General features: G+C 71.8%; 18 protein-coding genes. 13 read left to right on the forward strand and 5 right to left on the reverse strand.

The window, feature by feature from the left end:
* The first annotated feature begins 9 nt into the window (after positions 1–9).
* Positions 10–1,533, forward strand: a complete 1,524-nt coding sequence (locus ACIQFZ_RS07520) for a sensor histidine kinase (protein ID WP_402690810.1) — start codon at positions 10–12, stop codon at positions 1,531–1,533.
* Here the strand turns inward: ACIQFZ_RS07520 and ACIQFZ_RS07525 are convergent.
* Together ACIQFZ_RS07525 and ACIQFZ_RS07530 are read right to left on the reverse strand one after the other, a co-directional pair.
* On the reverse strand, positions 1,520–2,218 hold the full coding sequence (locus ACIQFZ_RS07525) for a L,D-transpeptidase family protein (RefSeq protein WP_365425200.1): 699 nt from the start codon (positions 2,216–2,218) through the stop codon (positions 1,520–1,522). The two genes, ACIQFZ_RS07520 and ACIQFZ_RS07525, sit on opposite strands and share 14 nt — an antisense overlap.
* A gap of 3 nt (positions 2,219–2,221) precedes the next feature.
* Positions 2,222–2,809 carry a pyridoxamine 5'-phosphate oxidase family protein gene (locus tag ACIQFZ_RS07530; protein ID WP_402690811.1) on the reverse strand — a complete coding sequence of 196 codons (588 nt, stop codon included), beginning with the start codon at positions 2,807–2,809 and terminating at the stop codon, positions 2,222–2,224.
* 349 nt (positions 2,810–3,158) lie between these two features.
* Between ACIQFZ_RS07530 and ACIQFZ_RS07535 the strand changes: the two genes are divergently transcribed.
* The 5 genes from ACIQFZ_RS07535 to ACIQFZ_RS07555 all read left to right on the forward strand — a co-directional run bounded on the left by ACIQFZ_RS07535 (position 3,159) and on the right by ACIQFZ_RS07555 (position 9,146).
* Positions 3,159–4,352, forward strand: coding sequence for an argininosuccinate synthase (locus ACIQFZ_RS07535; protein WP_365425196.1), 1,194 nt, complete (start codon positions 3,159–3,161; stop codon positions 4,350–4,352).
* 148 nt (positions 4,353–4,500) lie between these two features.
* A complete protein-coding gene (gene argH, locus ACIQFZ_RS07540; RefSeq protein WP_365774336.1) occupies positions 4,501–5,928 on the forward strand; it encodes an argininosuccinate lyase in 1,428 nt (475 codons plus the stop codon).
* Between the two features lie 72 nt (positions 5,929–6,000).
* Complete coding sequence (locus ACIQFZ_RS07545) at positions 6,001–6,972, forward strand: aldo/keto reductase (protein ID WP_402690812.1); 972 nt, start codon at positions 6,001–6,003, stop codon at positions 6,970–6,972.
* Between the two features lie 99 nt (positions 6,973–7,071).
* Positions 7,072–7,638 (forward strand): TetR/AcrR family transcriptional regulator, encoded by a 567-nt coding sequence (locus ACIQFZ_RS07550; RefSeq protein ID WP_365425190.1) that lies wholly within the window; start codon positions 7,072–7,074, stop codon positions 7,636–7,638.
* Complete coding sequence (locus ACIQFZ_RS07555) at positions 7,635–9,146, forward strand: MFS transporter (RefSeq protein ID WP_402690813.1); 1,512 nt, start codon at positions 7,635–7,637, stop codon at positions 9,144–9,146. The genes ACIQFZ_RS07550 and ACIQFZ_RS07555 overlap by 4 nt, the downstream gene beginning before the upstream one ends.
* A 115-nt stretch (positions 9,147–9,261) precedes the next feature.
* Here the strand turns inward: ACIQFZ_RS07555 and ACIQFZ_RS07560 are convergent, their stop codons facing one another.
* On the reverse strand, positions 9,262–9,933 hold the full coding sequence (locus ACIQFZ_RS07560) for a lysophospholipid acyltransferase family protein (RefSeq protein ID WP_365425186.1): 672 nt from the start codon (positions 9,931–9,933) through the stop codon (positions 9,262–9,264).
* Between the two features lie 627 nt (positions 9,934–10,560).
* Here ACIQFZ_RS07560 and ACIQFZ_RS07565 point away from each other — a divergent pair.
* Together ACIQFZ_RS07565 and ACIQFZ_RS07570 are read left to right on the forward strand one after the other, a co-directional pair.
* Positions 10,561–11,751, forward strand: coding sequence for a glycerophosphodiester phosphodiesterase (locus ACIQFZ_RS07565; RefSeq protein ID WP_365774335.1), 1,191 nt, complete (start codon positions 10,561–10,563; stop codon positions 11,749–11,751).
* Positions 11,752–12,025: 274 nt separating this feature from the next.
* Complete coding sequence (locus ACIQFZ_RS07570) at positions 12,026–12,523, forward strand: GNAT family N-acetyltransferase (RefSeq protein WP_365774334.1); 498 nt, start codon at positions 12,026–12,028, stop codon at positions 12,521–12,523.
* A gap of 17 nt (positions 12,524–12,540) precedes the next feature.
* Here ACIQFZ_RS07570 and ACIQFZ_RS07575 read toward each other — a convergent pair whose 3' ends face one another.
* Positions 12,541–12,972 carry a hypothetical protein gene (locus tag ACIQFZ_RS07575; RefSeq protein WP_365425180.1) on the reverse strand — a complete coding sequence of 144 codons (432 nt, stop codon included), beginning with the start codon at positions 12,970–12,972 and terminating at the stop codon, positions 12,541–12,543.
* 1 nt (position 12,973) lies between these two features.
* Positions 12,974–13,333 (reverse strand): hypothetical protein, encoded by a 360-nt coding sequence (locus tag ACIQFZ_RS07580; protein WP_365774332.1) that lies wholly within the window; start codon positions 13,331–13,333, stop codon positions 12,974–12,976.
* A gap of 610 nt (positions 13,334–13,943) precedes the next feature.
* Between ACIQFZ_RS07580 and ACIQFZ_RS07585 the strand changes: the two genes are divergently transcribed.
* The 5 genes from ACIQFZ_RS07585 to cbiE all read left to right on the forward strand — a co-directional run bounded on the left by ACIQFZ_RS07585 (position 13,944) and on the right by cbiE (position 18,783).
* Positions 13,944–14,990 (forward strand): methionine ABC transporter ATP-binding protein, encoded by a 1,047-nt coding sequence (locus ACIQFZ_RS07585; RefSeq protein ID WP_402690814.1) that lies wholly within the window; start codon positions 13,944–13,946, stop codon positions 14,988–14,990.
* Positions 14,987–15,733: a methionine ABC transporter permease gene (locus ACIQFZ_RS07590; protein WP_365425175.1), complete on the forward strand. Its 747-nt coding sequence runs from the start codon at positions 14,987–14,989 to the stop codon at positions 15,731–15,733. Before ACIQFZ_RS07585 ends, ACIQFZ_RS07590 begins: the two co-directional genes overlap by 4 nt.
* Before the next feature lie 60 nt (positions 15,734–15,793).
* A complete protein-coding gene (locus ACIQFZ_RS07595) occupies positions 15,794–16,630 on the forward strand; it encodes a MetQ/NlpA family ABC transporter substrate-binding protein (protein WP_225076199.1) in 837 nt (278 codons plus the stop codon).
* Positions 16,631–16,805: 175 nt separating this feature from the next.
* On the forward strand, positions 16,806–17,444 hold the full coding sequence (locus ACIQFZ_RS07600; RefSeq protein ID WP_365425172.1) for a GNAT family N-acetyltransferase: 639 nt from the start codon (positions 16,806–16,808) through the stop codon (positions 17,442–17,444).
* Positions 17,445–17,574: 130 nt separating this feature from the next.
* Entirely contained in the window at positions 17,575–18,783 is a 1,209-nt protein-coding gene (gene cbiE, locus ACIQFZ_RS07605; protein WP_402690815.1) for a precorrin-6y C5,15-methyltransferase (decarboxylating) subunit CbiE, read from the forward strand.
* The last annotated feature ends 302 nt before the right edge of the window (positions 18,784–19,085 follow it).

A 19,085-nucleotide genomic window follows, 5' to 3' on the forward strand; every position in this document is an offset into this window, starting at 1 on the left:
CGGCGGGCGATGACACCGCGGATACGCCGGCTGCCCCGGCCGCGCACCCTGCGGGCCCGGCTCACCTTCGGCCTGGTGGTGCTGCTGGCCGTCGGCTGCGCCGCCGTCGGCGTGGCCGCGGTCCTCGAACTGGACGGCTTCCTCACCGGCCGGATCGACCAGCAGCTCCAGCAGGCCGGGCCGGGCTTCCCGGAGAGCCTGGAGCACGGCACCGCCACGCCCGCCAAGCCCTCCGACCACGACGGCGACGAGCGCGGCGACACCCGCCGCCAGGCCGCCGCCACCTTCGGTGCCCGGCTCCTCGGCGGCACGGTGACCCACGCGGCCATGGTCCCCTCCCCGTCCCGTCCCGGCTTCGACGTCACCCTCACCGGTGCCGACCGCAGGGCACTGGCCGCGCTCCCGGTGGACCACGGCGGGCACACGGTGCGTCTGTCCGACCTGGGCGAGTACCGGCTGGCCGCCTGGCCGGGCCGGGACGGCGACGTGCTGGTCACCGGGCTGCCGGTGGCGCCGGTGCGGGCCGCCGTCCACCGCCTCGAACTGGTCGCGGGGACCGTCTCCGCCCTGGCCCTGGCCGTCGCCGGGGTCGCCGGCGCCCTGTGGGTGCGCTGGTCGCTGCGGCCGCTGACCCGGGTCGCGGAAACCGCCGCCCGGGTCAGCGAGCTGCCGCTCGCCAGCGGCGAGGTGGCGCTGCCGCCCCGCGCGCCGCGCGCCGACCCGCGCAGCGAGGTCGGGCGGGTCGGCGCCGCCTTCAACCGGATGCTCCACCACGTCGAGGACGCGCTGACCAAACGGCACGCCAGTGAGGAGCGGCTGCGCGGCTTCGCCGCCGACGCCAGCCACGAGCTGCGCACCCCGGTCGCCACCGTGCGCGGCCACGCCGAGCTCGCCCTGCTGCACCCGGGGCCGGTGCCGCCCGAGGTCACCCGGGCCCTGGAACGCATCGCCGCCGAGTCCGCGCGCATGGGCGAGATGGTCGACGAGATGCTGCTCCTGGCCCGGCTGGACGCCGGGCGTCCCCTGGACCGCCGGCCGGTCGACCTGACCCGCCTGGTCCTGGACGCGGTGACGGACGCCCGGGCCGCGGGTCCGGAGCACCGCTGGACGCTGGAGCTGCCGGAGGAGCCGGTGACGGTGACCGGTGACGCCCACCGGCTCCAGCAGGTGCTCGCCAACCTGCTGGCCAACGCGCGTGCGCACACGCCCGCGGGCACCAAGGTGACGGTGTCCCTGGACCTGGAGTGCGACCGGGAGGCGGACCCGGAGAGTGCCGCCACGGCCGTGCTGCGGGTGCACGACGACGGGCCCGGCGTCCCCGAGGAGGTCCAGCCCGGTGTCTTCGAGCGTTTCACCCGGGCCGACCGCCGCCGCACCGACTCCTTCGGCGGCGCCGGGGCCGGTCTGGGCCTGTCGATCGTGGCGGCCGTGACGGAGGCCCACGGCGGCGGTGTCGGCCTGGACAGCTGCCCCGGCTCCACGGCCTTCACCGTCCGGCTGCCGGCGGGTGGCGCCGAGGTCAGTAACGGCTGATCGCGGTCGCCCCGCCCGCCGTGCCGATCGCGATGTGCGGCCGGCGCCCGGGATCCGCCCACGCCAGGATCCGCCGCATGGCCTCCCGCGGCACCGACACACAGCCGGCCGTCGCCCCGGGCCCGTTGACGTGCAGGAAGATCCCCGCTCCCCGGCCGTGCACCGGACGGGAGTAGTTGAACCCGATGACGAGCGCGTGCGCGTACTGCCTCGGGTACGCCACCAGGTGCTCGGACTCGGTGGCCCGGCAGTCCGCGGGGCGCGGCTGGGTCCAGCGGTTGTAGGAGCGCGAGCCGTTGTCCTGGCACCACCAGGAGTCCGGGCCCACCTGCCGATACCGTAGCCGGGTCCCGTCCGGTGCGGACGTGACGCCGAAGGCGAACGGCAGGTGGTACAGCCCGGTCGGCGTCGTGTTCGTGCCCTGCCGTCGCACCATGCCCTCGACGAGGCCCTTCGCGCCGAACCGGGCCGGTGCCGAACCGGCCCGCACCCAGCGCCCGCCGCGCAGGTCCCACCAGGTGACCGTGCCCGACGTGGCGCCGGTGCGGGCCGCCTGAGCGGTGATCAGCTGGGTGCCGCCGCCGGTGTCCCGCATCCGCGCCGGCAGCGGCACCTCGCCCGCGGGCGCGGCACCGAGCGTGAGGAGGGACAGGGCAGCGAGGATCACGGCGACAGCGGGGCGCATGGCTCAGACCGTAGACGGCGGCAGCGGCAACGGCAGCCCAGGCAGGCCGTCCAAGCTGGTGGCCACGTGCTCCTTCCGGGTGAAGTAGTCGCTCAGCGAGGCGTCGTCCTCGCGCGCGAAGCGCCTGCCGTGCAGATCGCGGTCCGCCTCGTACGCCATGAAGGGCACCGCGTACCCGCAGGTGTCCCGCACCAGTTCGGCGTGCACCACGATGATCGCGCGCAGCCCGTGCGCGGCCGGGTCGATGCTGGGGAAACGGGCGAGGAGTTCGCCGAAGCGCGCGTCGTCGCGGAAGACGGGCTCGCCCCGGCCGTGGACGCGCACGATGCTGGGCGGCCCCTCGAAGGCGCACCACATCAGGGTGATCCGGCCGTTCTCACGCAGGTGGGCAATGGTCTCCGCGTTGGACCCGGCGAAGTCCAGGTAGGCCACGGTGTGCTCGTCGAGCACCGCGAAGGAGCCCTTGAGGCCCTTGGGGGAGAGGTTGACCGTGCCGTCGCCGGAGAGCGGGGCGGTCGCGGTGAAGAAGAGGGGCTGCCGCTCGATGAACGTGCGCAGCCTGCCGTCGATGCACTCATACGTCTTTCCCATGTCCAGCGATTATCCGGGGAAGTTCTTTCGCCTGTCTAAGGAATTACGGCCTCCGCCCGGCCCACCGTGGCCGCCCCGGCCGGCGCTTCCTCGGGGCGGCCACGGCTGCCTGTCACCCCACGGAGTGAGGCGCAGGCGGCCGGGGAGGCCGACGCCCGGGGCCCGGCGGCCGGGGCGCCTTGTCCGGCGATACGCGGAAGCGGTGGCGCTCGTTCAAGGAGTGACGGGCGAGTTCTGAAAACGCCTTGCGAACCCCCTGGTGCCGCGACGCGCCCCGGTCGAGATTGACGAACCATGCAGAGTTCTGCATACTCATGCATGTCAGCGAATGCAGTGTGAGGAGAATCCCGTGACCGAGCGCGTCGTACTCGCCTACTCGGGCGGTCTGGACACCTCCGTCGCCATCGGCTGGATCGCCGAGGAGACGGGCGCCGAGGTCATCGCCGTTGCGGTCGACGTCGGCCAGGGCGGCGAGGACCTGGACGTCATCCGCAAGCGCGCGCTCGCCTGCGGTGCCGTCGAGGCCGAGGTCGCCGACGCCAAGGACGAGTTCGCCGACGAGTACTGCCTCCCGGCGATCAAGGCCAACGCCCTCTACATGGACCGCTACCCGCTGGTCTCCGCGCTGTCGCGGCCGACGATCGTCAAGCACCTGGTCGCCGCCGCCCAGAAGCACGGCGCCGGCATCGTCGCCCACGGCTGCACCGGCAAGGGCAACGACCAGGTCCGCTTCGAGGCCGGCATCGTCGCCCTCGCCCCCGACCTGAAGTGCATCGCCCCGGTCCGCGACTACGCGATGACCCGGGACAAGGCCATCGCGTTCTGCGAGGAGAAGAACCTCCCGATCGCGACCACCAAGAAGTCCCCGTACTCCATCGACCAGAACGTCTTCGGCCGCGCCGTGGAGACCGGCTTCCTCGAGGACATCTGGAACGCGCCGATCGAGGACATCTACGAGTACACCCAGAACCCGGCCGTCGCCCGTGAGGCCGACGAGGTGATCATCACCTTCAAGGAGGGCGTCCCGGTCGCCATCGACGGCAAGCCCGTCTCCGTCCTCCAGGCCATCCAGCAGCTCAACGAGCGCGCCGGCGCCCAGGGCATCGGCCGGATCGACATGGTCGAGGACCGCCTCGTCGGCATCAAGTCCCGCGAGGTGTACGAGGCTCCCGGCGCGATCGCCCTGATCACCGCCCACCAGGAGCTGGAGAACGTCACCGTCGAGCGCGAACTCGCCCGCTACAAGCGGCAGGTCGAGCAGCGCTGGGGCGAACTGGTCTACGACGGCCAGTGGTTCTCCCCGCTCAAGCGCGCCCTGGACGGCTTCATCACCGAGGCCAACCAGCACGTCTCCGGCGACGTCCGCATGACCCTGCACGGCGGCCGCGCGGTCGTCACCGGCCGGCGCTCCCAGGAGTCGCTGTACGACTTCAACCTCGCCACCTACGACACCGGCGACACCTTCGACCAGTCCGCCGCCAAGGGCTTCATCGACATCTACAGCCTGTCGTCGAAGATCGCCGCACAGCGCGACCTGGCCTAGGTACCCACAGGGCCCCGACGGGTCCGACCCGGCGCGGACCTCGCGTCACGGCGCCGGGTCGCCTCGCACGCACTAGCCTGACAACCGCCTCCTCACTCACGGGTGGGGAGGCGGTCGCGCACATCGCCATCCCCGAGGAGCAACTCAAGTGAGCAGCAACAGCGGTGACGTACGGCTCTGGGGCGGCCGTTTCGCCGACGGTCCCGCCGAGGCCCTGGCGAAGCTGTCCGCGTCCGTCCACTTCGACTGGCGCCTCGCGCCCTACGACATCGCCGGCTCCCGCGCCCACGCGCGCGTGCTGCACAAGGCCGGGCTGCTTGACGACGACGAACTGCGGCGCATGCTGGCCGGCCTCGACCAGCTGGAGGCGGACGTCGCCGACGGCTCCTTCACCGGCACCATCGCCGACGAGGACGTGCACACCGCCCTGGAGCGCGGACTGCTGGAGCGCCTCGGCGCCGACCTCGGCGGCAAGCTGCGCGCCGGCCGGTCCCGCAACGACCAGGTCGCCACCCTCTTCCGCATGTACCTGCGCGACCACGCCCGGATCATCGGCGGTCTGATCGCCGACCTCCAGGACGCGCTCATCGGCCTGGCCGAGGCCCACCCGGACGTGGCCATGCCCGGCCGCACCCACCTCCAGCACGCCCAGCCGGTCCTGTTCGCCCACCACGTCCTCGCGCACGTCCAGTCCCTGTCGCGGGACGCCGAGCGGCTGCGCCAGTGGGACGAGCGGACGGCCGTGTCGCCGTACGGCTCCGGCGCCCTGGCCGGGTCCTCCCTCGGCCTGGACCCGGAGGCGGTGGCGCGGGACCTCGGCTTCGAGCGCGGCAGCGCCGGCAACTCCATCGACGGCACGGCCTCCCGGGACTTCGTCGCGGAGTTCGCCTTCGTCACCGCGATGATCGGTGTGAACCTCTCCCGGATCGCCGAGGAGGTCATCATCTGGAACACGAAGGAGTTCTCCTTCGTGACGCTGCACGACGCCTTCTCCACCGGCTCGTCGATCATGCCGCAGAAGAAGAACCCGGACATCGCGGAGCTGGCGCGCGGCAAGTCCGGCCGACTGATCGGCAACCTGACCGGGCTGCTCGCCACCCTCAAGGCCCTGCCGCTGGCGTACAACCGCGACCTCCAGGAGGACAAGGAGCCCGTCTTCGACTCCTGCGACCAGCTGGAGGTCCTGCTGCCGGCCTTCACCGGCATGATGGCCACCCTCACCGTGCACCGCGAGCGCATGGAGGAGCTGGCCCCGGCCGGCTTCTCGCTGGCCACCGACATCGCCGAGTGGCTGGTCAAGCAGGGCCTGCCGTTCCGGGTGGCGCACGAGGTCGCAGGCGAGTGCGTGAAGGCCGCCGAGGCCGAGGGCAAGGAACTCGACGAGCTGACCGACGAGCAGTTCGCCAAGATCTCCGCCCATCTGACGCCCGAGGTGCGCACCGTCCTCAACGTCCCCGGCGCCCTCGCCTCCCGCAGCGGCCGCGGCGGCACCGCCCCGAGCGCGGTCGCCGTCCAGCTCGCCGAGGTCAAGGCGGACGTGGCGGCGCAGCACCAGTGGGCGGACGCCCGGAAGTAGTTCGCCCGCCTTCGGGGTCTCGCGGGTTACGTTGGTCCACAGCCGTAAGGAAGCGACCGAACGGAGCCCGCGATGCCCTTCGCCCGACTGGCCTCGGCCACGACCCCCACGTGCCACATCGGTCTGGGGCTGGCCGCCGTCGGGCGTCCGGGGTACATCAACCTCGGCCGCGAGAAGGACCTCCCGGCCGACCGCACGGTGGACGCCCTGCGCGAGCGCACCCACGAACTCCTGGACGCCGCCTACGCGCAGGGCGTCCGCTACGTGGACGCGGCCCGCTCCTACGGCCGCGCCGAGGAGTTCCTCGCCGACTGGCTCAGGGCCCGCCCCGACGCCGCCGACGTCGTCGTCGGCAGCAAGTGGGGCTACACCTACACCGCGAACTGGACCACCGACGCCGACCGGCACGAGGTCAAGGACCACAGCCTCGCCACCTACGAGCGCCAGCGCGCAGAGACCGCCGAACTGCTCGGTGACCGGCTCGACCTGTACCAGATCCACTCGCTGACCCCGGACAGCCCGGCGCTCACCGACAAGGAGCTGCACGCCAGGCTCGCCGAGGCCGCCGCGGGCGGTCTCACGATCGGCTTCTCCACCAGCGGACCCGCCCAGGCGGACGCCGTCCGGGCCGCGCTCGGCGTGACGGTCGACGGCGCTCCCCTCTTCCGTACCGTCCAGTCGACGTACAACGTCCTGGAGACCTCCGCCGGTCCCGCCCTCGCCGAGGCGCACGACGCCGGACTGACGGTGATCGTCAAGGAGGGCATGGCCAACGGGCGGCTCGCCGAGCCGTACGCCCCCGAGGCGCTCAAGGCGGTCGCCCGGGAGGCGGGCCTGGGCTGCGACGCGGTCGCCCTCGCCCTGATCCTGCGCAGGCCGTGGGCCGGTCTGGTCCTCTCCGGCGCCGCCACGCCCGGCCAGCTCGCCTCCAACCTGCACGCCCCGGCCGTCGACCTCGACGAGGACCAGCTCGCCCGCCTCGACGCGCTGTCCGAGGAGCCCCGGGCCTACTGGGAGCGGCGCGGGCAGCTGCCCTGGCACTGAGCGCCCACGGCACCCTTCTCCAGCATGAGTCAGTGAGACCAGTGAGACACGCATACCCAATATGAGACATCAATGTCTCACATGGGCTATCTTTGTCTCATGGCTGTCGATCGTGACCACGTGCTGCGCAGCGCAGCCACCCTGCTCACCCACAAGTCCACCGCCACCATGGACGAGGTCGCCAAGGCGGCCGGGATCAGCCGGGCCACGCTGCACCGCCACTTCGCCGGACGCGACTCGCTCGTCAGGGCGCTGGAGGCGCTCGGGATCGCCGAGTGCGAGGCCGCCCTCGACGCGGCCCGTCTGGGGGAGGGGCCGGCCGGCGACGCCGTACGGCGCCTGGTCCGCGAGATCGAACCGGTGGCCGGGCTGCTCTCCTTCCTCTACACGGAGAACCAGCTGTTCGAGGGCGAGGCGCAGAACGAGGGCTGGAACCGGCTCGACGAGCGCATCTCCGAGGTCTTCCGGCGCGGCCAGCTCAGCGGCGAGTTCCGTATCGACCTCACCCCCGCCTGGCTCACCGAGGCCCTCGTCGGCCTCATCGCCTCCGGCGCCTACGTCGTGCTGAGCGGCAAGGTCGCCCCCAAGGACTTCCACCACATGATCACCGAGCTGCTGCTCGGCGGCGCACTGCGCACGGACACTTCACGGAACGAGGAATCATGACCAGCACCCTGCAGCCGGCTCGCGTGGCGGAGGTGGAGCAGCGTCCGGGCCGCTGGCTCGCGCTCTCCGTCCTCGCGCTCGCCGTGCTGCTGGTGGCCGTCGACGCGACCGTCCTCGGTCTCGCGACCCCCTTCATCAGTGAGGACCTCAGGCCCTCGGGCACCCAGCTGCTGTGGATCGGCGACGTCTACTCCTTCGTCATCGCCGGTCTGCTCGTCTCCATGGGCAGCCTCGGCGACCGCATCGGCCGCAAGCGCATCCTGCTCGGCGGGGCCACCGCGTTCGGCGCGGTCTCCGTGCTCAACGCCTACGCCGCCACACCGGAACTGATGATCCTGGCGCGGGCGCTGCTCGGTGTCGCGGGCGCCACCCTGATGCCCGCCACGCTCGCCCTGATCCGCAACCTCTTCCACGACCCGCGCGAGCGCAGCCTCGCCGTCGGCATCTGGGGCGCCACCGCCTCCGGTGGCACGGCCGTCGGCCCGATCGTGGGCGGCCTGCTGCTCGAGCACTTCTGGTGGGGCTCGGTCTTCCTCATCAACCTCCCCGTGATGGCGGTCCTCGTCCTGGTCGGCATCAAGACCCTGCCCGAGTCCCGCAACCCCGACCCGGGCCCGTGGGACCTGGCGAGCGTCGTGCTGTCGCTGGTCGGCGTGGTCGGCGTCGTCTACGCGGTCAAGGAGGCCGCGGCACGAGGGTTCACCTGGCCGGTCCTGGCCACGGGTCTGCTGGGCGCGGCCGCGCTGTACGGCTTCGTCCGCCGCCAGCTCACGCTGCCGAAGCCGCTGCTGGACATACGGCTCTTCCGCAACCGGGGGTTCTCCGGTGCCGTCCTCGCCGATCTGCTGACCGTGCTCGGCATGTCCGGTCTGGTGTTCTTCCTGTCCCAGTATCTGCAACTCGTCCAGGGCAGGCGGCCGTTCGAGGCGGGGCTGTTCGAACTGCCCGCCGCCGTGGGCGCGGTGGCGGCCGGACTGCTCGCCGGGCGGGCGGCCCGGCGCTTCTCGGTGCGGACCGTGGTCTCCGGCTCACTTGCCGCCATCGGCCTGGGGCTGGCCGCGCTGACGACGCTCAGCGGGACCACCGGCTACCCGCTGCTGGGCACGTCCCTGCTGGTGGTCGGCGTCGGTGCCGGCTTCTCCTTCACGGTGACCGCCGACGTGATCCTCTCCAGCGTGCCCAAGGAGCAGGCGGGCGCCGCCTCGGCGGTCTCCGAGACGGCGTACGAACTGGGTGCGGCCCTCGGCATCGCCCTGCTGGGCTCCATCGTGACCGGCGTCTACCGGGGCTTCACCGGCCCGGCGGGCACACCGTCCGCCGCCCACGAGTCGCTGGGCGGCGCGGTCGAGGTGGCGGCGAGCCTGCCCGCGCAGACCTCCGAGGCCCTGCTGCACGCGGCCAGGGAGTCCTTCGTCCACGGCCTGCACCTGGCGTCGGGAGCGGGAGCGGCGGTACTGCTGGCAACGGCGCCGGCGGCGTGGTTCCTGCTGAAGGGCCAGAAGCTCTGACCCCCGGGCGGGGTACGACGGGGGCGGGGGCCGTGCCGGGACACGGCTGCGTGGCGCGGTCGCGACCGGCCACGGTGGACCCGCGGCCGTCGTGCCCCGCCCGACCGCCGGAGGCCTACGCCGCCTTCGCCTTGGTCGCGTAGATGTCGACGTACTCCTGCCCGGACAGCTGCATGACCTCCGCCATCACCGAGTCGGTCACGGCCCGCAGGACGTACCGGTCCCGGTCCATGCCCTCGTACCGGGAGAACTCCATCGGCTCGCCGAAGCGGACGGTGACACGGCCCGGCCGGGGCAGACCCGAGCCGCCCGGCTGGAGCTTGTCGGTGCCGATCATGGCGAACGGGACCACGGGCGCCCCGGTCATCAGGGTGAGCCGGGCGATGCCGGTGCGGCCGCGGTAGAGGCGGCCGTCGGGGGAGCGGGTGCCCTCCGGGTAGATGCCGAACATCCTGCCCTCCTCCAGCACCCGGCGGCCGGTCATCAGCGCGGCCACACCGCCCCGGCCGCCGTCACGGTCGACGGGGATCATGCCGACGCCGGTGAAGAACCAGGCCATCAGCCGGCCCTTGAAGCCCTTCCCCGTGACGTACTCGTCCTTGCCGATGAAGAAGACCTGACGGTCGCAGACCAGCGGCAGGATCATCGAGTCGATGAAGGTCAGGTGGTTGCCGGCCAGGATCACCGGGCCGTCGCCCGGAATCCGCTCCGCGCCCTCCACCCGTGGGCGGAACATCAGGCGCATGATCGGGCCGAGCACTCCCTTGATGAGCGCGAAGCGGGACAACGGGCCCTCCGGTGTCTGGAGATGTCGAGGGATTGTTCATGAGTCTGTGCAGGTGAGGACGATACTCGCGGCCCAGGGCCGAATGCACATCGGGCTCACCGCCTCTTACACACTGTTGACATACGTTTACCTGCGACGGAGGTACGTTTCGCCCCGTTAACCCGAACGGAACGATGTGATGGAGGTCGCTCGCCGTCCGGGAGGGGGGAACAGGATGTCCATCGCGATCGCCTTCGTCGTACTGCGTGCTGCTCATGGTGCCGGCCGCGGCCGTGGCGGTGCCGGCCCGCGGGGACCGGCGTCGGTCCGCGGGCCACGACACGCCGCGGCCGGAGGCGGCGGCGCCCGGACCGCGCGCAGTGGCGCCCGCGCCGTCCGCCACTTCGCCCCGTTCGGCGGATCGGCCGCGCCACGGGGCCGCGACGGCTGCCACTGAGTGCGTCTTCCCGGACCGGGCCGGGACATGCCGACGGGCCGTCACCCGTTCGGCGGGCGGCGCCCCTTGTGTCCCGTACGGCCTCCGACGACACCCGGCGTCACGCCGGTGTTCGCCGCGCGGTCTCCCGTCCGTCATCGGTGCCCACCTACGATCGGCGCGCACGGACGACACGAGACCAGGAGGCGGTCATGGGTACGCGGGAGTCGGACGAGCAGGGACGCGGGACCGGACGCCGGGCCCTCCTCGGGGCCGCGGTGCTGGGCGCGGGCGGAGCGGTCCTCGGACTGCCCGGCGTGGCCGGAGCGGCCCAGGGTGGAGCCGGCGGCCGGAAGGGCGGCGGGCTGAAGAACCTGCCCGTGCCGACGATCGTCGGCCACCGGGGAGCCAGCGGATACCGGCCCGAACACACCTTCGGCTCCTACGACCTGGCCCTCGACCTCGGCGCCCATGTCGTCGAGGCCGGCGACCTGGTGCCGACGAAGGACGGTCACCTCGTGTGCCGGCACGAACCGGAGATCGGCGGCACCACGGACGTCGCCGACCACCCCGAGTTCGCCGCCCGCAGGACCACCAAGACCCTGGACGGGGTGGCCACCACCGGCTGGTTCACCGAGGACTTCACCCTCGCCGAGCTGAAGACGCTGCGCGCGATCGAACGCATCCCGGCCAACCGCCCCCACAACACCCTCTACAACGGCCGCTGGGAGATCCCCACCTTCGAAGAGGTCCTGAAGTGGCAGGACGAGCAGACCCGCAAGCGTGGCCGGCAGGTGTGGATCTACCCCGAGACCAAGCACCCGACGTACTTCCGCAAGCTGGGCCTCGGCCTGGAGGAGCGGGTCGCCGCGCTGCTGCGCAAGTACGGCAAGGACAAGAAGGACTCCCCGGTGATCCTCCAGTCCTTCGAGCCGAGCAGCATCCAGCGGCTGGACCGGCTCGTCGGCAATCCGCTCGTGGTGCTGCTGTCGGACGCCCGCAGCCGCCCCTGGGACTTCGTCGAGGCGGGCGATCCGCGCACGGTCGCCGACCTGATCACGCCCAAGGGCCTGAAGGAGATCGCCTCCTACGCGCAGGGCATCGGCCCGACCGTCGACCTGGTCATCCCCAAGGACGCCGACGGCAACCTCACCCAGCCGAGCACGCTCGTCCGGGACGCGCACGCCGCGGGTCTGATCCTGCACCCCTACACCGCCCGCAACGAGAACCCGTTCCTGCCGCCCAAGTTCCGCAAGGGCACCGCCGCCGACGCCTACGGTGACGTCTTCGGTGTGTTCCAGGCCTACTTCGCCACCGGCATCGACGGCATCTTCACCGACAACGCCGACACCGGACTGCTCGCCCGCGAGGACTTCCTGAGCGGCCGGCACGTCAACGGCTGAACCCCGCGGCTCCGTTCGGGGCCGACCACGGCCGTCCCGGCAGCCCGCGCCGGGACGGCCGCATCGTGTCGCCCGGGCACCGCGGTCGCGGCGGGACCCCACCCACCGTGTGAGGGCGGGTGAGTTGGGTATCTCACAAGGCAGCACGTGCCCGGAACATGCCAGTTGTCCGGAATGTCCGCGGTGATTGTCCGCACCGGAGGTTGCGGCCCGCGAAGCGCGGGGATAGGAGTGGGGGACGACCGGTGATCAAGTGAGCGGGAGGCGTGCGCACATGGGCATGAGCGTGACCATCTCTGCGGCGGCCGAACAGGACGCGGAGCAGATCTTCAGGTTGCAGTACCTGTGCTTCCAGGGCGAGGCCGCGCTGTACGGCAACTACCGCATCGACCCGCTCGTCGAGAGTCTCGATTCGATCCGCCACGAGCTCGCCGCGGACTGCGTCTTCGTGGCGCGGCTCGGCGACGAGGTGGTCGGCTCGGTGCGCGGCCGGGTGACCGAGGACGGCGCGGCCCTCATCAGCAAGCTCTGCGTCCACCCGCGCCTCCAGGGGCACGGCATCGGCGCCCGGCTGCTGCGCGCGGCCGAGGCCGCGCTGGCCGCGGAGCGGGGCGCCACCAGGTTCCGGCTGCACACGGGTCACCGCAGCGAGGGCAACCTGCGCCTGTACCGGCGCGTGGGCTACCAGGTGGTCGGTACCTCCGAGGGCGCCGACGGCGTACCGATGATCATCCTGGAGAAGCCGGAGGGCAGCTACGCGGCGACCGCGTAGCGCGGCTGCGGACCGGCTCAGGCCGCTTGCGGCTGCTGCTTCCGCGCCTTGCGCAGCCAGTACAGGGCCGACAGCGGAAGCAGCACCGGGATGAAGACGTAGCCCCGGCCGTAGGCCGACCACACGGTCGCGTCCGGGAACGCTGACTTGTCGAGCAGCGTCCATGTGCCGACCGTCAGCACGCCCACCAGCTCGGCGACGCAGCACGCCAGCGCGGCCCTGCGCGCCTTCTCGCCGCCGCGCACCAGCGAGTACGTGATGAAGCCGTACACGACTCCGGCGACCGCGGACAGCGAGTAGGCGAGCGGCGCCCGGTCGAACTCGGTGGCGATCTGGTAGGCCGAGCGCGACACCGCGCCGACGACCATCACGCCGTACAGCCAGACCAGCAGCGTGCCCGGTCCGCTGACGAGCCGTGCCCCGGCCGGCTTCTCCTCCACGGCGCTCATCTCACCTTCCCCAGATGTCATAGAGCCGCACCTCCAGGACGGCGAGGACCACTCCGCCCGCCGCGGCCGTCACCGAACCCCAGCGCGTCCGCTCGGTCAGCGACATGAGCCCGGCCGCCGGGACGCACGCGAAGGCTCCCAGCAGATACGCGACGAAGATCGTCGTCCCCTGTGCCGGCTTTTCGCCCCGTGCCAGCGCCACGACCCCGACCACCAGTTGGACCAGGGCGAGCAGCGACACCACCGCCATCCCGATGAAGTGCCAGTCCTTCGTCGGCTGGTCACGGTAGGCCGCCCAGCCGCACCAGGCGGCGAGCAGCAGCGCGGCGACGCCGGTCACCAGCGTCAGGGCATCAAGCATGCTGCGACCTTATTACGGGGTGAACGCCCCGCCGCGCCCGGCCCGGCCCCGCGGACCCGGTGTCCGCCGGCGCGGCTCCCCCCGGTGCGGCGCCGTGGCGTTGGCCACAGTCCGGCGTCCTCCGCGCCCGCCCGCGGCCGTCCGGACGGACGCCCGCGGGCCTTGTCCACCCTGGTCACAGGCGCCAAACCCCCAGGTCCGCGCCGCATCGCCGTGGTGTCCACGTGCGTCCAGCATGTGGACAGCGAGGGCCTCCCGTCCCCGTGGGTCTGGTTTACTGACCGCATGACCACGACGAGCGACCGCATCCCGGCGACCGAGGCGACTGTGCCGCCCGGTGCTCGTTGTATGTGTCCTGTACGTCGAATGTGCGCCTTCTAGAGGGCCCCTGCACCAGCTGAGCCTCGCGCCCCGAAGCGAGAGCCCGCTCATGTCCGCGCCCGCGTCCGGTCCGTCCGGGCGCCCGTGGCCGAGCCACGCCCCCGCGCACACGTTTCTCCCGGTTTGAGCACCACTGCGAGAGTCGTGCCGCGTTCTGGCGCTCCCCGACCATGAATGCCGTGCCCGGCGCCCACGACGCGCCGCGCACTCGACAGTGACGGAAACCCACGTGATCACCACATCGGGCCTCACGAAGGTCTACAGTTCGCGCGGTCGCGAGATCACCGCGCTCGACGGCGTCGACCTGCACGTCCGCGAAGGCGAGGTGTACGGCGTCATCGGTCAGTCCGGCGCCGGCAAGTCCTCGCTCATCCGCTGCGTCAACCTGCTGGAGCGGCCCACCTCCGGCACGGTCACCGTCGCCGGACAGGACCTCACCGCCCTGGCCGGCCGCGGCCACCGGGCGGGCAAGGACCTGCGGCGGGCGCGCAGCCGGATCGGCATGGTCTTCCAGCACTTCAACCTGCTGTCCTCGCGCACCGTCCAGGACAATGTCGAGCTGCCGCTGGAGATCCTCGCTACGTCCGGGAAGGAACGTTCACGTAGGGCGCTCGAACTGCTCGACCTCGTCGGTCTCGCCGACAAGGCCCGGGCCTACCCCGCCCAGCTCTCCGGTGGCCAGAAGCAGCGCGTCGGCATCGCCCGCGCCCTCGCCGGCGACCCCAAGGTGCTGCTGTCCGACGAGGCCACCAGCGCCCTCGACCCGGAGACCACCCGCTCCGTCCTCCAACTGCTGCGCGACCTGAACCGCCAGCTCGGTCTGACCGTCCTGCTCATCACGCACGAGATGGACGTCGTGAAGTCCGTCTGCGACTCGGCAGCGCTCATGGAGGACGGCCGCATCGTCGAGTCCGGCACGGTGAGCGAACTCCTCGCCACCCCGGGCTCCGAACTGGCCGCCGCGCTCTTCCCGGTCGGCGGGGAGGCCTCCGCCGACGACCGGACCGTCATCGACGTCACCTTCCACGGCGAGAGCGCCACCCAGCCCGTCATCTCGCAGCTGTCCCGCACCTACAACATCGACATCTCGATCCTCGGCGCGGCCATCGACACCATCGGCGGCCTCCAGGTCGGCCGGATGCGCATCGAACTGCCCGGTCGCTACGAGGACAACGTGGTGCCCATCGGCTTCCTGCGCGAGCAGGGCCTGCAGATCGACGTCGTCGACCACGCCCCGGCCCCGCGGCCGGAACTGGCGAAGGAAGGTGCCAAGTGACCTGGACTGATTTCTCGACGATGCAGCCCCTGCTGTCCCAGGCCAGTTGGGACACCCTCTACATGGTCGGCTGGTCGACGCTCATCGCCGTCGTCGGCGGGCTGCCCCTCGGTGTCCTGCTGGTCCTCACCGACCGGGGCGGGCTGCTCCAGAACGTCGTCGCCAACAAGGTGATCGGGCAGGTCGTGAACATCACCCGCTCGATGCCGTTCATCATCCTGATGGTGGCCCTGATGAGCTTCACCCGCTTCGTCACCGGCACGACGATCGGTCGCGAGGCCGCCATCGTGCCGCTGGCCATCGGCGCCATCCCCTTCTTCGCCCGGCTCGTCGAGACGTCCGTCCGCGAAGTGGACGGCGGACTGGTCGAGGCCGTCCAGGCGATGGGCGGCAACACCTGGACCATCGTCCGCAAGGTCCTCGTCCCCGAGTCCCTGCCCTCGCTGATCGCCGGCACCACCACCACGATCGTCGCCCTCATCGGCTACTCCGCGATGGCCGGCACCGTCGGCGCCGGCGGCCTCGGCGACATCGCCATCCGCTACGGCTACCAGCGCTTCGACACCCAACTCATGTGGATCACCGTGGCCATCCTCGCCGTGGTCATCTCGGCCATCCAGTTCGCCGGTGACCTCGCGGCCCGCTCCCTGCACCGCCGCTCCGGCCGCTCCGGCCCCGCGCCGAAGCTGCGGCTGCTGAAGGCCGGGGAGCCCGCGGCCACCGGCGTCGGCAAGGCCGCCTGAAGACCTCCTCCCAAATCTCCCCGTACCCGGGGTCGCACCACCCAAGGAAAGGCACTTTTCGTGCGTAACACCACCAAGATCACCGCCGCCGTCCTCGCCGCCGGAGCCCTCACCCTCGGGCTCACCGCCTGCGGCTCGGAATCCGGCTCCGGCAAGGCCGACGCGAACGCCCCGCTGACGGTCGCCGCCACCCCCACCCCGCAGGGCGAGATCCTCGCCTACGTCAAGGACAACCTGGCGAAGAAGGCCGGCCTCAAGCTGGAGGTCAAGGAGTTCACCGACTACGTGACCCCGAACACGGCCGTCCAGCAGGGCCAGGTCGACGCCAACTACTTCCAGCACAAGCCGTACCTCGACGACTTCAACAAGAAGAACGGCACCGACATCGTGCCGGTCCCCGGTGGCACGGTGCACCTGGAGCCGCTCGGCGTGTACTCCAAGAGCGTCAAGAAGCTGGCCGATCTGAAGAAGGGCGCCACCGTCGCGCTGCCCAACGACACCACCAACGAGGCCCGCGCCCTGAAGCTGCTGGAGGCCAACGGCGTCATCAAGCTGAAGGCCGGCGCCGGGTACGACGCGACTCCCAAGGACGTCACCTCCAACCCCAGGAACCTGCAGTTCAAGGAGCTGGAGGCGGCCCAGCTGCCGCGCTCCCTCGGTGACGTCGACGCCGCGGTGATCAACGGCAACTACGCGCTGGAGGCCAAGCTCAGCCCGGCCAAGGACGCCATCGCCGCCGAGGCCGCGAAGGACAACCCGTACGCCAACTTCCTCGCCGTGAAGAAGGGCAACGAGAACGACCCGCGGGTCAAGAAGCTCGCCCAGCTCCTCACCTCGCCCGAGGTGAAGAAGTTCATCGAGGACAAGTACGACGGCGCGGTCGTCCCGGCGTTCTGATCCGCACGACCGCCATCCGCACGACGCACGGGGTCCGCGCCCTCACCGAGTGGGGGTACCCCCACGCCGTTCAGGCAGTGGGGGAGGACCCCGTGGTGCGGTTCACTGCTTTCATGCTGCATGCTGGGCAGTTCAGCAGGCCCTGACGGTTCTTCCGAAGGTTACGGAGCGGCGCATGAACAGCACCTTCCCCAACATCTCCATCAGCACGGAGCGGTTGGTGCTGCGTCCCCTCGAGGAGGACGACGTACCCGCCCTGGCCGAGATGATGAACGACGAACAGGTCGCGGCCTGGACCGACGTCCCCCAGCCCTTCACCGAGGACGGGGCCCGCACCTGGATCACCGGGTACGCCCCCGCCGAACGCACCGCCGGCCGCGGCCTGGACCTCGCGGTCACCGAGTTCCTCACCCAGCGGCTGGTCGGCATCGTCCAGCTGACCAAGGCCGACTGGCACGTGCGGTCCGCCGAGCTGTCGTACATCGTCGCACCCTGGGCACGCGGTGAGGGATACGCCGCCGAGGCCGCGCTCGCCACCGCGCAATGGCTCTTCGGGGACCAGAAGTTCGAACGCATCGAGCTGCGCACGGCCGCCGACAACACCGCCTCTCAGCAGGTCGCCCAGAAGATCGGCTGCATCAGCGAGGGCGTGCTGCGCAACGCCTGCATAGCCCACTTCCGCACCGAGGACGGCACATGGACCGACATGCGCACCGACTTCATCGTGTGGAGCCTGCTGCCGGAGGACCTGGAGGGTGCGGGCGAGCAGCTCGCCGAGTCCGGCGGCTACATGTCCTTCCCGGAATGGAACTGAGGCGCCGGGACCCGCGGGCACACCCGCCCCGCCCCGCCGCGCACCCGACAGCTCCACCCGGTACGCTCGCGGAACACGCCCTCGGGCGTCCGTACCCCGACGACCTGCGCAATCCTGGAGACTGACGACGATGGCCGACCGGGTCACGGTGATCGGCTGGGACGGTTCGCCGCTGACCGACGCGGCGCGCGGCGCCCTGGGCGCCGCCACCCTCGTGGCCGGCGCGGCCCACCACCTGGCGCTGCCCGAGGTACCGCGCACCGCCGAACGCATCCGCCTCGGCAGTGTCGCCCTCGCCGCCCGCCGCATCGCCGGCCACCGCGGCACCGCGGTGGTGCTCGCCGACGGCGACCCGGGCTTCTTCGGGGTCGTACGGACCCTGCGCGCACCGGAGTTCGGCCTGGAGGTCGAGGTCGTCCCCGCCGTCTCGTCCGTGGCCGCCGCCTTCGCCCGCGCCGGAATGCCCTGGGATGACGCCCAAGTAGTCGTCGCACACAAACGCACCCTGCGACGCGCGGTGAACGTGTGCCGCGCCCACGCCAAGGTCGCCGTGCTCACCGCCCCCGGCGCCGGACCCGCCGAACTCGGCCTGCTCCTGGACGGAGTGCACCGCACCTTCGTCATCTGCGAGGAACTCGGCACCGAACGCGAGCAGGTCAGTGTCGTCACCTCCGACAAGGCCGCCGACCACACCTGGCGCGACCCCAACGTCGTCATCGTCATCGGCGGCCGGAGCGGCGGCGAGGGCGGCGGCTGGATCGCCGGGAACGGCCCCGCCCACGGGCCGCGCGGCTGGACCCAGCCCGCCGAGGTCTACGGCGGCGGGCTCGGCGAGGGGGAGACCGATCTGCTCCGGGCCGCCCAACTCGCCCGCCTCGGACCGCGCGTCGGCGACCTCGTGTGGGACATCGGCTGCGGCAGCGGCGCCTTCGCCACCGAGGCCGCGCGCGGCGGCGCCGCCGTCATCGCCGTCGACCGGGACGCGCGGGCCTGCGACCGCACCGAGTCGGCCGCGCACCGCTTCGACGTCCGCATGCAGGTGGTGCACGGCACCGCCCCGCACATTCTGGAGAACCTGCCCGAACCGGACGTCGTCCGCGTCGGCGGCGGGGGAGTGGCCGTGGTCTCCGCGGTCGCCGACCGGCGTCCGCAGCGGATCGTCGCCCATGCCGCCACCCGGGACGCGGCCGAACTCGTCGGCCGCGACCTCACCGAGCACGGATACCAAGTCGAGTGCGCCCTGCTCCAGTCCGTCGCGCTCGACACGCGCGCCTGGACGGAGACCGAGCGCAGCGTCGTGTTCCTGCTCAGTGCCGTGCTGCCCGAGCGTGCCCCGTGATCGGGTTGTCGTACCGCGCGCGGTAGGCTGGCCGATCGTTGCACCGCACCGGGCGGTCCGGAAGTTCGTTCGTCAATGTCCGGAAAACCCACCCGATTCAGGGCGGGTGTGGTACGGCAGACCCGGAGAACACGCAACGTGGCGCAGTCCACAGCGGGCCGTCGCGGATCACGCTGTCGCGGCGGCCGGACGACCGCGAGAATGCCACTCAATGGCTTTGTCGTCTTTTCCGGGCGGGTTGTTCGTGCCGCACGGCGCGGACGCTCGTTCTTCACTGGGGGCGGTCGGTGCGCCGTTCCGGG

The sequence above is a fragment of the Streptomyces sp. NPDC093064 genome (genome assembly GCF_044754605.1).
Taxonomy (GTDB): domain Bacteria; phylum Actinomycetota; class Actinomycetes; order Streptomycetales; family Streptomycetaceae; genus Streptomyces.

Bases quoted from the DNA above. Each gene is read 5' to 3' on its own strand.
- ACIQFZ_RS07555 (WP_402690813.1), top strand. From the start codon at position 7,635: ATGACCAGCACCCTGCAGCCGGCTCGCGTGGCGGAGGTGGAGCAGCGT.
- ACIQFZ_RS07545 (WP_402690812.1), top strand. From the start codon at position 6,001: ATGCCCTTCGCCCGACTGGCCTCGGCCACGACCCCCACGTGCCACATC.
- ACIQFZ_RS07580 (WP_365774332.1), bottom strand. From the start codon at position 13,333: ATGCTTGATGCCCTGACGCTGGTGACCGGCGTCGCCGCGCTGCTGCTC.
- ACIQFZ_RS07530 (WP_402690811.1), bottom strand. From the start codon at position 2,809: ATGGGAAAGACGTATGAGTGCATCGACGGCAGGCTGCGCACGTTCATC.
- ACIQFZ_RS07570 (WP_365774334.1), top strand. From the start codon at position 12,026: ATGGGCATGAGCGTGACCATCTCTGCGGCGGCCGAACAGGACGCGGAG.
- ACIQFZ_RS07550 (WP_365425190.1), top strand. From the start codon at position 7,072: ATGGCTGTCGATCGTGACCACGTGCTGCGCAGCGCAGCCACCCTGCTC.
- cbiE (WP_402690815.1), top strand. From the start codon at position 17,575: ATGGCCGACCGGGTCACGGTGATCGGCTGGGACGGTTCGCCGCTGACC.
- ACIQFZ_RS07525 (WP_365425200.1), bottom strand. From the start codon at position 2,218: ATGCGCCCCGCTGTCGCCGTGATCCTCGCTGCCCTGTCCCTCCTCACG.
- ACIQFZ_RS07520 (WP_402690810.1), top strand. From the start codon at position 10: ATGACACCGCGGATACGCCGGCTGCCCCGGCCGCGCACCCTGCGGGCC.
- ACIQFZ_RS07600 (WP_365425172.1), top strand. From the start codon at position 16,806: ATGAACAGCACCTTCCCCAACATCTCCATCAGCACGGAGCGGTTGGTG.
- ACIQFZ_RS07565 (WP_365774335.1), top strand. From the start codon at position 10,561: ATGGGTACGCGGGAGTCGGACGAGCAGGGACGCGGGACCGGACGCCGG.
- ACIQFZ_RS07575 (WP_365425180.1), bottom strand. From the start codon at position 12,972: ATGAGCGCCGTGGAGGAGAAGCCGGCCGGGGCACGGCTCGTCAGCGGA.